This window comes from Escherichia sp. E4736, from assembly GCF_005781225.1.
Lineage (GTDB): Bacteria > Pseudomonadota > Gammaproteobacteria > Enterobacterales > Enterobacteriaceae > Escherichia.
On sequence record NZ_VATT01000001.1, the window covers coordinates 22,735 to 36,355 of the forward strand.

11 protein-coding genes are annotated in these 13,621 nt (G+C 51.2%); 6 read left to right on the top strand and 5 right to left on the bottom strand.

Annotated features, from left to right (window positions below):
• Nucleotides 1-42 precede the first annotated feature (42 nt).
• The 4 genes from FEK46_RS00085 (at nt 43) to FEK46_RS00100 (ending at nt 4,069) form a co-directional block, all read left to right on the top strand.
• A complete protein-coding gene (locus FEK46_RS00085; protein WP_064529833.1) occupies nt 43-756 on the top strand; it encodes a TerC family protein in 714 nt (237 codons plus the stop codon).
• Between the two features lie 141 nt (nt 757-897).
• Nucleotides 898-1,116 carry a lipoprotein YgdR gene (gene ygdR / locus FEK46_RS00090; protein ID WP_000758660.1) on the top strand — a complete coding sequence of 73 codons (219 nt, stop codon included), beginning with the start codon at nt 898-900 and terminating at the stop codon, nt 1,114-1,116.
• A 107-nt stretch (nt 1,117-1,223) separates the two neighbouring features.
• Complete coding sequence (locus tag FEK46_RS00095; protein WP_130207742.1) at nt 1,224-2,264, top strand: NADP(H)-dependent aldo-keto reductase; 1,041 nt, start codon at nt 1,224-1,226, stop codon at nt 2,262-2,264.
• A 149-nt stretch (nt 2,265-2,413) separates the two neighbouring features.
• Nucleotides 2,414-4,069: a DUF4139 domain-containing protein gene (locus tag FEK46_RS00100; protein ID WP_135559260.1), complete on the top strand. Its 1,656-nt coding sequence runs from the start codon at nt 2,414-2,416 to the stop codon at nt 4,067-4,069.
• Between the two features lie 38 nt (nt 4,070-4,107).
• Here FEK46_RS00100 and lplT read toward each other — a convergent pair whose 3' ends face one another.
• Entirely contained in the window at nt 4,108-5,301 is a 1,194-nt protein-coding gene (gene lplT / locus FEK46_RS00105) for a lysophospholipid transporter LplT (RefSeq protein WP_130221486.1), read from the bottom strand.
• Nucleotides 5,294-7,453: a bifunctional acyl-ACP--phospholipid O-acyltransferase/long-chain-fatty-acid--ACP ligase gene (gene aas / locus FEK46_RS00110; protein WP_135559259.1), complete on the bottom strand. Its 2,160-nt coding sequence runs from the start codon at nt 7,451-7,453 to the stop codon at nt 5,294-5,296. Before aas ends, lplT begins: the two co-directional genes overlap by 8 nt.
• Nucleotides 7,454-8,038: 585 nt before the next feature.
• Between aas and galR the strand changes: the two genes are divergently transcribed.
• Nucleotides 8,039-9,070 carry an HTH-type transcriptional regulator GalR gene (gene galR / locus FEK46_RS00115; RefSeq protein WP_130207752.1) on the top strand — a complete coding sequence of 344 codons (1,032 nt, stop codon included), beginning with the start codon at nt 8,039-8,041 and terminating at the stop codon, nt 9,068-9,070.
• Nucleotides 9,071-9,076: 6 nt separating this feature from the next.
• On the opposite strand, the gene lysA is transcribed toward galR, so the two are convergent.
• Entirely contained in the window at nt 9,077-10,339 is a 1,263-nt protein-coding gene (gene lysA / locus FEK46_RS00120; RefSeq protein WP_130221485.1) for a diaminopimelate decarboxylase, read from the bottom strand.
• A 121-nt stretch (nt 10,340-10,460) separates the two neighbouring features.
• Between lysA and lysR the strand changes: the two genes are divergently transcribed.
• A complete protein-coding gene (lysR, locus tag FEK46_RS00125) occupies nt 10,461-11,378 on the top strand; it encodes a DNA-binding transcriptional regulator LysR (RefSeq protein ID WP_130217894.1) in 918 nt (305 codons plus the stop codon).
• A gap of 4 nt (nt 11,379-11,382) precedes the next feature.
• On the opposite strand, the gene ygeA is transcribed toward lysR, so the two are convergent.
• Nucleotides 11,383-12,075: an amino acid racemase gene (gene ygeA, locus FEK46_RS00130; RefSeq protein ID WP_135559258.1), complete on the bottom strand. Its 693-nt coding sequence runs from the start codon at nt 12,073-12,075 to the stop codon at nt 11,383-11,385.
• Between the two features lie 118 nt (nt 12,076-12,193).
• A complete protein-coding gene (gene araE / locus FEK46_RS00135) occupies nt 12,194-13,612 on the bottom strand; it encodes an arabinose-proton symporter AraE (protein WP_130207760.1) in 1,419 nt (472 codons plus the stop codon).
• Nucleotides 13,613-13,621: the final 9 nt, after the last annotated feature.

Sequence of the window (13,621 nt, forward strand, 5' to 3'; positions counted from 1 at the left end):
GCATATAATTACCGCTTCATTTTTTTGGCAGGGCTTTGTTTGATGTTATTTGCATGGGTAACCGATCCTAACGCCTGGCTTGCGCTCGGTACGCTGACGCTGCTGGAGATCGTTCTTGGGATCGATAATATTATTTTCCTCTCGCTGGTGGTGGCAAAACTACCTACAGCACAACGTGGCCACGCGCGGCGTCTGGGTTTGGCAGCGGCGATGGTCATGCGTCTGGCGCTGCTGGCGTCTATTGCCTGGGTCACACGTCTGACGAATCCGCTTTTTACAATATTCAGTCAGGAAATTTCCGCTCGCGATTTAATTTTGTTACTCGGCGGTCTGTTCCTTATCTGGAAAGCCAGCAAGGAAATCCACGAATCCATTGAAGGCGAAGAAGAAGGGTTGAAAACTCGCGTTTCATCATTCCTCGGCGCTATCGTGCAGATTATGCTGCTGGATATTATTTTCAGCCTCGACTCGGTGATTACCGCTGTGGGCCTGTCAGATCACTTATTCATAATGATGGCAGCAGTGGTAATTGCCGTAGGCGTGATGATGTTCGCCGCGCGCTCAATTGGTGATTTTGTCGAACGCCACCCTTCGGTAAAAATGCTGGCGCTCTCTTTCCTGATTCTGGTGGGCTTTACCCTGATTCTGGAAAGTTTCGATATCCACGTACCGAAAGGTTACATCTACTTCGCGATGTTCTTCTCTATTGCGGTTGAAAGCCTCAACCTGATTCGCAACAAAAAGAATCCGCTCTGATATTCCGTTCGCTCTCCTGCGGGAGAGCGTTCGGCCAGCTCTCCTCCTCACAGTTTAAGATTTTCCTGCTTTCATGATGTATAACGTCAGATTATAAACAGTCTATTATCATTAATGGGCAAAATAGGTGAGGATGACCGGATGAAAAAATGGGCAGTATTAATTTCTGCAGTCGGACTGGCATTTGCCGTTTCCGGCTGTTCCAGTGATTACGTCATGGCGACCAAAGATGGCCGTATGATTTTGACAGATGGAAAACCGGAAATTGATGATGACACCGGGCTGGTGAGTTATCACGATCAGCAAGGTAACGCGATGCAAATAAACCGTGATGATGTTTCGCAAATTATTGAACGTTAAAAAATAAGGTCAGCATCCGGCTGGCCTTAAGATTTTTCTCTTTCCCTTTTCCCTTCCCTCTGCCATTTTTATATTCCTTATGTCGTGATTATAAAAAGGAAACGGCTATGCAATATCACCGTATACCCCACAGCTCGCTGGAAGTCAGCACGCTGGGGCTTGGCACGATGACGTTTGGTGAACAGAACAGCGAAGCCGACGCCCATGCACAACTCGACTATGCCGTTGCTCAGGGCATTAACCTTATCGACGTTGCCGAGATGTACCCGGTACCGCCACGCCCCGAAACTCAGGGGTTAACCGAGACCTATGTCGGTAACTGGCTGGCAAAACATGGCAACCGCGAAAAGTTAATTATCGCCTCCAAAGTGAGCGGACCGTCGCGTAATAATGACAAGGGGATCCGCCCGGATCAGGCGCTGGACAGGAAGAATATCCGCGAAGCTCTGCATGACAGCCTCAAGCGTCTGCAGACTGATTATCTCGATCTCTATCAGGTGCACTGGCCACAGCGCCCGACCAATTGCTTTGGCAAGCTCGGTTATAGCTGGACTGATTCCGCACCCGCGGTCTCTCTGCTGGATACGCTGGACGCACTGGCAGAGTACCAACGCGCGGGGAAAATTCGTTATATCGGCGTGTCGAATGAAACCGCATTTGGCGTAATGCGCTATTTACATCTCGCGGATAAACACGACCTGCCGCGTATCGTCACCATTCAAAACCCCTACAGCTTGTTAAATCGCAGCTTTGAAGTGGGTCTGGCGGAAGTCAGCCAATATGAAGGCGTCGAGTTACTGGCTTATTCGTGTCTGGGATTTGGCACGTTGAGCGGGAAATATCTCAACGGCGCAAAACCGGCTGGCGCGCGCAATACACTCTTTAGCCGCTTCACTCGCTACAGCGGTGAGCAAACGCAAAAAGCCGTCGCGGCGTATGTTGATATCGCCAAACGTCATGGTCTGGATCCTGCTCAGATGGCGCTGGCCTTTGTGCGTCGTCAACCGTTTGTTGCCAGCACTCTGCTGGGCGCAACAACGATGGAACAGCTGAAAACTAACGTCGAAAGTTTGCATCTGGAGTTAAGCGAAGACGTGTTGTCAGAAATTGAAGCAGTGCATCAGGTTTATACTTATCCGGCACCTTAAATCTTCCGCCTGGCGTTCTGCGCCAGGCATCTCTTGTCACAACTTTTTCAGAATATATTCACTACTTTTCGCCGCCTCTCTCCTGACAAAGCGCAATAGACTCTTTCGGTCAACGCCAGCGCGCGTTTCAATGCTTGTTAAGGATAACCATGTTGATTCTAAGACCACTTCCTCTCGCTATGCTGTTTGTCGGTTGCGTTTCTTCCGTTTGGGGTGCGCAATTAACCCAACCGTTAACGCTGAAAGACGTCACGGTTTATCTGCATGGTGCCAGCCTGCAAGGTGAAGAGACACTTAATTTACCAGCCGGAGAAAGCGAAATTATCTTCACTAATATCGCCAATTCGGTAACCGACGACAGCATCGCCATCTCTATCGATAACGGAGTGACTGTGCTTTCCTCACGTATTGAGTTACAGGGAACACAACCGAATACGCTGCCGTCAGATATTCAGCAACAGTTAAAAGCTGCCAGACAGGAACAGGCAAAACTGACCGCCGAGAAAGACAATATCGCGGCTCAAATTAAGGTATTAGAGGCAAATAGCACATTAACAAATAAAAGTGCCGCCGAAGTTGGCAAGTATCTGCAGATGGTGAAAGAGAAAAATGGTGAGCTATTACGTGTTGACAATGAACTGACGCAGAAACTTGCTGATAACCAGCTGGAAATTGAAAAGCTGGAGCAACGCGAGAGCATGAGTAACGGCGATTCAGAAGCAGCCAATGATCCGCAGGTTATCATCGCTAAGGTATATGTCCCAAAAGCCGTCACTGCGAAAGCGGTGGTGCGTTATATGACTCCTGATGCTACATGGACGCCGCTCTATGATATTCACGCCACGGCCATAAACCAGCCGCTGCGTCTGGTTTACAAGGCTAATATTCGCCAGTACACCGGGCTTACATGGAAAAACGTTAATCTCGTGCTCTCGACCAATGAACCTGATACTCACCTCACCTTGCCGCAACTGGAACCCCAGTATGTGGATGTTCCGGAGTATGGAGGTGTAAACGGCTCGCTTTCAGAATCACCTGTGATGAAACAGCGTTCGGAAAATTCGTCTGACCAGGATGCCTCAGAATTGCAGAAAGCCCTGGGGGCAGAGATGCAAAAAACAAGGGAGCAACGAGCCGGGCGCATGTATGCGGCATCGGCAGCGCCCGTTTCACCGCAACCAGAAAGTTTTACCGCGCAAAATGTTCGCTATGCACTTTCGCTACCGTGGCAAATCGACAGCGATAATACCGCGCGCACGGTGGTCATTAAGGAAGAGTCGGTCAACGGTAAATATCGCTTCTTTGCTATTCCAAAGATCAGTAATGACGCCTGGCTCCAGGTGCAAATTAAAGAGTGGGAACAGTTAAATTTAATCCCCGGCGAAAGTCAGATCTTCTTTGGCAATAACCGTACCGGCGTGGGTTATTTACAGCCGCCGGAAGATGGCAAGTCGCTGGATATTCAGCTTAACCGCGATCCTAAGTTGATTATTCAGCGTAAAGCCGCACTCAAAAAAGAGAATGCGTTATCTATCTTTAATGACAGCGCAATACGTAACTTCAGTTACACCCTTAATGTGAAGAACAGCTACGGCGAAGCGGTGGATATTACTCTGCTCGACCAGATCCCAGTCAGTGCTAATAGTGATATTACGGTAGAAAAAATGCAGTACGGGCAGGCGCAGTTTGATGCAAAAACGGGTGAACTGACCTGGACGCTGAAACTGTCAGGCAAAGAGAACGTGAGTCTGCCATTCTCTTACAGCGTGAAGTATCCGAAAGGTATGCACCCTTCGGGAATGTGACCTTCGCCAGATGGCTGAATGTGCCATCTGGCAAAAGATTAATGACGGCGTTGCCAGATCCACAGCGCCGTTATTGCCAGCGCAAACAGCGCACCAAAGCCAATGCCTATGGGCACGACTGGGATGCCTACCATTACTGCCAGCGAGTAAATTCCCAACATCAGCAGCATGGCGCTGTTTTCGCCGAGATTCTGTACTGCAATCGCATTCCCCGCCCCGACGCTTTTTTTGCCTCGCTCCTGTAATAATGCATTGAGCGGTACCACAAAAAAGCCTCCAAGTACGCCAATCAACATCAACAAGGCATAGGCTGGCAGAAGTTCGTGTTGCAGGGAGAAAATCAGCACCACCACGCCAATCAAAATGCCGGCTGGCATGCAGCGTGATACGGTTTCCAGGGTGACCAGTTTTGCTGCCGCCCCCGCACCCACCACGATGCCAATCGCTACCATCGCGTTGAGGTAGGTCGGGGTCGCGTTATCGGTAATGCCCAGCGCCACCGGCACCCACAGCACCAACAGAAAACGCAACGTGACACCCGCGCCCCAGAATAAACTGGTTCCCACCAGCGAAAATCGTGTTTCACCGTTGTGCCATAATACGGCGCAAGCAGAGATAAAGCTGCGGGCCATGTTGATAAGATTCCACGACTGTCCCGGACGCGCCGCCGCCAGTTTTGGAATGTAGAGATTTGCCGCTACCGCGCCAGCATAAGCCAGCGCACAGGCCGCTAGCGCGGCAAGAACATGCCAGTCCGCCAGCACGCCACCGGCTACGGAGCCGAGCAAAATCGCCGCAATAGTGGAGGCTTCCATCAAGCCGTTAGCCTTCACTAACTGATTACCGGTTGTTAACTCGCCAAGAATACCGTATTTCGCCGGAGAATAAGCCGCTGCACCGACGCCCACCAGCGTATAACCGAGAAACGGATTAATGCCAAAACAGATACTGGCAGCCCCCAGCAACTTAAGGCCGTTGGCAAACATCATTACCCGGCCTTTCGCAAAGCTATCCGCCACCTGACCGACAAATGGCGCAAAAAGAATGTAAGCGCCCACAAACACCATTTGCAGGATTGGCTGACTCCAGTCCGGGTAGAACTGGGCTTTCAGTAGCGCCAGAGTGGCAAACAGCAGCGCGTTATCGCCAAACGCAGAGAGAAACTGCGCGGCAATAACTGCTTTCATTCCCTTCGACCATAGCGAAGTGTTAGTGTGCACTGACTCACTCATCGTGTTTTTCCGCTTCGTCTACCCAACTTTTCAACGTGACAAAGTCAGGCTTGCCGCTGCCCAGTAATGGCATCTGCTTCAGATAGCGAATGTCACGCGGTACGGCAAGTTCCGGTACGCCGTGCTCGCGGGCGTATTGCTGTAGTTTATCGCGCGTCAGTTCGCTGTCTGTAGTGAACAATACCAGCGCCTCGCCTTTACTGGCGTCGCTCTTAATCGCGGTGGCATGGACTTTATCTGGAGAAACACCAAGTGCCAGTTGTTCCACCATTTCCAGTGAAACCATCTCTCCGGCAATTTTGGCGAAGCGTTTTGCCCGCCCCTGAATCTGCACAAATCCCTGTTCATCAAAACGCACGATATCGCCAGTGTCATACCAGCCGCGCTCCATCTCACCGAGTATGTTCTCAGCCGTTGGCACTTCCAGCACGCCTGGTTTCTCCACCCGCAGGTAGCCGTTCATTATGTTCGGCCCTTTTAGTTGCAGGCGACCACCTTCTTCAATACCCGGAACCGCCAGCAGACGTGCATCCATACCCGGCAAAATACGCCCGACGGTGCCGGGTTTCGCTGCCATCGGTACGTTGATGGACACCACTGGCGCGCATTCAGTCACGCCGTAGCCTTCAAGAATACGCAGGCCAAATTTATCCTGCCAAAGTCGTTTGGTGCTTTCTTGTAGTTTCTCCGCGCCAGCCACCACATAGCGTAGACGATAGAAGTCATACGGGTTGGCGAAGCGCGCGTAATGACCAAGGAAGGTCGAAGTACCGAAAAGCACCGTACAACTGCGGTCGTACACCAGTTCAGGCACAATGCGGTAATGCAATGGACTGGGGTAAAGGAAGACTTCAGCGCCCGTCAGCAGGGGCGTAAACAAGCCAACAGTTAAACCAAAGGAGTGAAACAACGGTAACGCCGACATAAAGCGATCGTTGGTGGTGAAATCGGCAATCGTTTTAATCTGCTCGACGTTCGCCAGAATGCTTTTATGGCTATGGACGACGCCTTTCGGATGGCCTTCAGAACCGGAGGTAAAGAGGATCAGCGCCTCTTCTTCTGGTTGCTGTTTTACCTGTGCCAGACGCGGCATCAACAGATGGGCGAAGATCCACACTTTGTCGGCAGTGGTGACATCCGCTTTTAAATCTTCCAGATACACCCAGCGTACCTGAGTCAGCTGCTCCGGCAGATGCCAGAGTTTGCCTTTGTCGAGGAACTGGCGAGAAGTGAAGATAGTTTTGATTTCAGCCGCCGTAATGGCGCTGGTCAGCCCTTTTACCCCGGCGGTGTAGTTCATCATTGCCGGAATACGGCGACGGGCGATGGCCCCAAAAATCACTGCCGCACTGATGCCTGCATTGGGCAGCATTAAGCCGATTCTTTCCCCTTCAACGCTATATTTTTCGAGGATGCGACCAACAAACAGTGTGTTAGTGAGCAACTTGCGATAGGTATCTGGGGTAAAGTTGACGTCTTCGACACACTTTTTCCTGGCCCCAAAACGGTACATTGCGCTCAGTAGTGATTCGTACAGCGTTTCACGTGGGCGTACCGCCATACGCGCTTCCATCATAATTTGGTGCAGCATTTCCCCCGCGATTTTACGGCGGTCACGGGCGCGCGGCGCATCTGGCATCGGCACCTGCGTGGGAGGCAAAATATGCAGATGAATTTGCGGGAACAAGCGCCGTTTAACCAGACCTTTCAGGCGACTGAAATGCGTAAGCTCCGCCCCTTCAATTCGCACCGGAATAACCGTCGCGCCTGACTTCGCCGCCACAAAACCGGCGCCATCGTAAATTTTCATCAGCGAACCGGTGGTCGTGATGCGCCCCTCCGGGAAAATCACGACCGGACGGCCTTGTTCCACCAAACGAACCAGATGTTTGATTGCCATCGGCTGTGTCGGATCGAGAGGAACGAAGTCGATAAATGATTTCAACCAACGCATATACCACTGCTGGCTGATGGAGGTGTAAACAGCAAACACCGGGCGAACGGGTAAAAATAGCGCCAGCAGAATGCCATCAATAAAAGAGACGTGATTGGGCGTGATAAGAACGCGCTCTCCCTTCAGCGCCTGGGTGTCACCTGTCACGCGAACGCGGTACAGAGCAAGGCACAAATTTCGAAAAAAGCTAAAAAGCATTTCAACTCCCTTTGCTCATTATTCATTAAATGCGAATGCGGTGAGATTACACGAGATGAAGAGCTCGAGCGACAGTAAAGTCGGTGCGAAAAAAAACCTGCGCATCCGCGCAGGTTGGTGCAAGAGACAGGGTACGAAGAGCGTACCGAATAATCTCACCAATCAATACCTCTGGGATCTTGATTGTGGTCCGCACGACGACGCTTCGCCAGCGAGAAAAAGCAAAGGAATGAAGGGAAATGCAACGAGGTGTGTAAATTGTCGGTTACTGTTACAGATTTGCGACAGGCAAAAAAAACCTGCGCATCTGCGCAGGCTGGTGTAATTCATGTGCTCAACCCGAAGTTGACTTCACCTATCAATACCTCTGGGATCACCACTTTATCAACCTGTAGACAAATGCCACCAGCAGTCAATCGCAACAGCGTTTCGCAAAGTGTAACCAAAGGTTTGCAATCTCTTTTTTTCCTTACTTATTCTCGTTTCGCGCACACTTCCCACGCTGAAATCACAACGCCCCTTGAACCAACGGGCGTTTTCCGTAACACTGGCAGAATGTAAGCGTTTACCCACAAAGGTATTTTCATGGCGACCATTAAGGATGTAGCCCGACTGGCAGGCGTTTCAGTCGCCACCGTTTCCCGCGTCATTAATAACTCTCCAAAAGCCAGCGAAGCTTCTCGTCTGGCTGTGCATAGCGCAATGGAATCTCTGAGTTATCACCCGAACGCTAACGCCCGCGCGTTGGCGCAACAGACCACTGAAACGGTTGGCCTGGTCGTTGGTGATGTTTCCGATCCGTTTTTCGGTGCAATGGTGAAAGCGGTCGAACAGGTGGCTTACCATACCGGTAATTTCTTATTAATTGGCAACGGTTACCACAACGAACAAAAAGAACGCCAGGCCATTGAGCAGTTGATTCGCCATCGCTGCGCCGCGCTGGTCGTCCATGCCAAAATGATCCCGGATGCCGATTTGTCCTCATTGATGAAGCAAATACCCGGCATGGTGTTAATCAACCGGATCCTTCCGGGTTTTGAGAGTCGTTGTATCGCTCTGGACGATCGCTACGGTGCCTGGCTGGCGACGCGCCATTTAATTCAGCAAGGTCATACACGCATTGGTTATCTCTGCTCTAACCACTCTATTTCTGATGCCGAAGATCGTCTGCGAGGGTATTACGATGCCCTTGCCGAAAGCGGTATTCCGGCTAATGATCGGCTGGTGACTTTCGGCGAACCGGACGAAAGCGGTGGCGAACAGGCGATGACAGAACTGTTGGGAAGAGGCAGAAATTTCACCGCCGTGGCTTGTTATAACGACTCAATGGCGGCAGGCGCGATGGGCGTGCTCAATGACAATGGGATTGATGTACCAGGTGAAATTTCGCTGATTGGTTTTGATGATGTGCTGGTGTCACGTTATGTACGCCCACGGCTGACCACGGTCCGTTACCCAATAGTGACAATGGCGACCCAGGCTGCAGAACTGGCATTGGCGCTGGCGGATAATCGCCCACTGCCAGAAATCACCAACGTTTTTAGTCCTACGCTGGTACGTCGCCATTCAGTTTCAACACCGTCGCTGGATGCAAGTCATAACGCAGCCAGCGACTAGCCGCGATTAAAGCAACTCGAGCGCCAGTAATTCCTCAATGGTCTGGCGGCGGCGAATCAACCGCGCCTGACCATTATCAAACAGAACTTCTGGCAACAGTGGGCGACTATTGTAGTTAGATGACATTGACGCACCATATGCGCCGGTATCATGCAGCACCAGATAATCGCCAGCCTTCACTTCCGGTAAAGCACGGGTTTCAACATTCCCCCCTTCCTGCTGGGTAAAGACATCGCCCGATTCACATAATGGTCCTGCGACAACGGTTTCCACCGTTGGCGCATGTTCAAGAGAGCGACCATCAGCCGCCAGCGCGCTAATATGGTGATAACTGCCATACATTGCCGGGCGCATCAGATCGTTAAATCCAGCGTCAACCAGCACAAAGTGGCGACTCCCCATTTGTTTGACGCTCCGCACCTGGGTAATTAACACACCAGACTGCGCTACCAGGAAGCGGCCCGGTTCGATTTCCAGTTTCACTGGGTGACCGAGATGGCGGGCGATTTGCTCACGCGCGGCATGCCACAGACCATAATAATGTTCAGTATCAACCGCCTCTTCTCCCTGCTGATACGGAACAGAAAGCCCGCCCCCCGCAGAAATAGCCTGTAAATCCTGACCGAATTCGATGACCTGATGCACCATCGCGCCACACACCTGCTCCAGATGCGCATAATCAACACCAGAACCGATGTGCATGTGAATGCCAACCAATTGCATATGATGACGTTGTATGACTTCCAGCGCGGCCGGAAGATCGGTATACCAGATGCCGTGCTTGCTGTTTTCGCCACCGGTATTGGTTTTTTGGCTGTGTCCGTGACCAAACCCCGGGTTAACGCGCAGCCATACCCGATGTCCTGGCGAAACCTGACCCAGTTGATCGAGCATATCAACAGACCCCGCATTCACCGGAATTTGCAATTCACTGACGCGCTCAAGCGTTGCCTGATCGATAACATCCGCGGTAAAGACGATGTCATCGGGATGCGTTTGCGGATTATATCCCGCCGCCAGCGCACGCTCGATTTCACCCAATGAGACGGAATCTACTTTCACACCCTGCTCACGCATTAAGCGCAAAATATGAATATTGGAACAGGCTTTCTGCGCGAATCGCACCACATCAAACTGTTTCAGCGCTGCAATCTGCCGACGAATAATTTGCGCATCGTAAACCCACACCGGGCAGCCAAATTCTGAGGGCAAACGCAGTAGATTTTCGGCGGTGAGATCGGTATCGGTGCTGAACAGTGAATGTGGCATAACAAACTCCAGATAAGTGCTTTTTTATGATTACGCCACATCATAAAAAGAATAAAAAATATCGATTTATGTCGAGTCTATGCAAAAATGATATGGATTACCGGATTGTGAGAGAATGCTAATGGCCGCCGTTAACTTACGTCATATTGAAATTTTTCATGCGGTTATGACCGCCGGCAGCCTGACTGAGGCGGCACAACTGCTGCATACTTCACAGCCAACCGTCAGCCGCGAACTGGCGCGCTTTGAAAAGGTGATCGGGTTGAAACTGTTTGAACGCGTACGCGGTCGATTACACCCTACCGTTCAAGGGCTGCGTCTGTTTGAAGAAGTGCAGCGCTCCTGGTACGGGCTGGATCGCATCGTCAGCGCCGCCGAAAGTCTGCGCGAGTTTCGCCAGGGAGAACTGTCTATTGCCTGCCTGCCGGTCTTTTCGCAGTCTTTTTTGCCGCCGCTGCTACAACCGTTTCTGGCCCGTTATCCTGAAGTCAGCTTAAACATTGTCCCGCAGGAATCACCGCTACTTGAAGAGTGGCTTTCGGCACAGCGTCATGATCTAGGGCTCACCGAAACGCTGCATACGCCTGCGGGTACGGAACGTACCGAATTACTGTCTTTAGATGAAGTGTGTGTTTTACCGCCGGGCCATCCGCTGGCGGCAAAAAAGGTATTAACACCGGAAGATTTTCACGGTGAGAACTACATCAGCCTTTCCCGTACTGACAGCTATCGCCAGCTGTTGGATCAGTTGTTTAGTGAGAATCAGGTTAAACGACGCATGATAGTAGAAACCCATAGCGCCGCGTCAGTTTGCGCGATGGTACGGGCGGGAGCGGGAGTTTCGGTAGTTAACCCACTCACCGCTCTGGATTATGCGGCAAGTGGGTTAGTGGTGCGGCGATTTAGTATTGCGGTTCCCTTCACCGTCAGCCTGATTCGCCCTCTACATCGTCCGTCATCAGCACTGGTGCAGGCATTCAGCAAGCATTTACAAACCGGTTTACCAAAACTGGTTGCCGCTCTTGAAGCTATTTTGTAGTGAATTACGACAGCATAAAGGCTACTGCATCCTCGGCATGAATAGCCGCAGTATCAAACACAGGCAGAACACTGCGCTCTTCTGGCACCAGTAAACCAATTTCCGTACAGCCAAAAATGACGCCCTGCGCGCCCTGTTCTGCGAGGCGAGCAATCACTTGCGCATAATAAGTGCGTGATGTTTCGCTAAAATGCCCCAGACACAGTTCTTCAAAAATAATCTGATTAATTTTCGCCCTTTCATCCGCTTCAGGGATCAGACAGTCGATGGAAAATTGCTCCGCCAGTCGCCCACGATAAAAATCCTGTTCCATGGTGTAGCGTGTCCCCAGCAGCGCCACACAAGTCATTCCGGCACGGGTAATTGCACGTCCAGTGGCATCCGCAATATGTAAGAAAGGCAGTGAACAACGGGATTCGATAGCATCCGCTACTTTGTGCATCGTATTGGTACATAACACAATGCCTTCAGCCCCCGCCCGCTGTAAGCCAAGCGCCGCTTCAGCCAGAATTTCTCCTGCTTTGTCCCACTCCCCGCGACGTTGACACTCTTCTATTTCATGAAAATCAACGCTATGTAGTAGCACTTGCGCCGAGTGAAGCCCACCAAGTCGCTGTTTAATGCCTTCATTTATCAGACGATAGTAAGGAATAGTGGATTCCCAGCTCATACCCCCTAGCAGACCAATTGTTTTCATTCCTTTCTCCTGACTTGTAAGTTAATGCAGCAAGGCTGAATAAGGAACTCAACGGCCTGGCGCCTGATCTCTATTAGCGAAAAAAAGGCCGGATGTACAGCACATCCGGCCAGAGACATCAGATGCCGATATTTCTCAATTTCTCGCCTGCCATCAGTTTGCGTTCGATATGCTCCAGCGTGACATTCTTGGTTTCCGGAATGAGCCAGAAGGTAATGCCCACAAACGCAATGTTCAGCGCGGTGTAGAGCCAGAACGTACCGGCAGCACCAATGCTGTCGAGCAGAGTCAGGAAGGTCGCGCCGATAATCATGTTCGACACCCAGTTCGTGGTGGTCGAACAGGTAATACCAAAATCGCGGCATTTCAGCGGCTGAATTTCAGAGCACAGGATCCACACCACTGGCGCGGCGCTCATCGCATAACCGGCAATACACATCATCGTCATGCCAACAGAGAGCCAGGACAAACCACTGGAAGCCGTACCGTTATCAAACTGCATCAGGCAATAGCCCAGCACCAGAGTGCCTAACGCCATCACGCTGAAACCAATTTTCAGTGCCGGCTTACGCCCGGCTTTATCTACCGTAAACACCGCAATAAAAGTAGCAAACATAAAGGTTAGCCCCACGACCAGAGTCGCAATCATCTGCTGTTCGGTCGTCGTAAAGCCCGCCATTTTGAAGATGCGCGGCGCGTAGTACATGATGATGTTCATACCGGTAAATTGTTGCATCGCCTGCAACAACATACCGAGGAATACCGCACGACGTACGTTACGGTTGATTTTAAACAGCGCCCAACCGCCCTGTTTTAATTTCAGGCTTTCACGAATTTCGTTAAGTTCTTCTCGCGCTTTTTCTGATGTATCGCGCAGCATACGCAGCACTTCTTCCGCCTCGATATGACGCCCTTTCTCCGCCAGCCAGCGCGGGCTATTTGGCAGGAAAACAACCAGAATAATCAGCAGGACTGCCGGTAAGGCAAGAACACCTAACATTGCACGCCAGTTACCGCTATAGCTGAATGCCGTGTCGGATAAAAACGCCAGCACGATGCCCAGCGTTACCATCAACTGGTACATACTGATCATCTTGCCACGTACGTTTTCACTCGCCATTTCAGAGAGGTACAGTGGAGCTGTATAAGAGGCAATCCCCACGGCAATACCAAGCACCACACGAGCGGCGATTAACATTTCTACGCTGGTCGCAAAAGCCGACCCTATCGAACCGAGCACAAACAGGATGGCCCCTGCCATCAAACTGTATTTGCGCCCCAGGCGGAACGACAGCCAACCATTGAACAGTGCACCAATTGCCGCGCCGAGCATCATGCTACTGACCACCCATTCCTGTAATCGACTGGTTAGCACAAAGTGATCGGTAATGAACGGCAACGCTCCGGCGATAACCCCGATATCAAGACCAAATAACAATCCTGCGACCGCAGCAGCTACCGAAACAAACATATTCATACGACGCGTATCTCGCAGAGGACGCGGCGTTAAAGCAGATTCCGTATTGATAGTCACCATTTTTTCCTG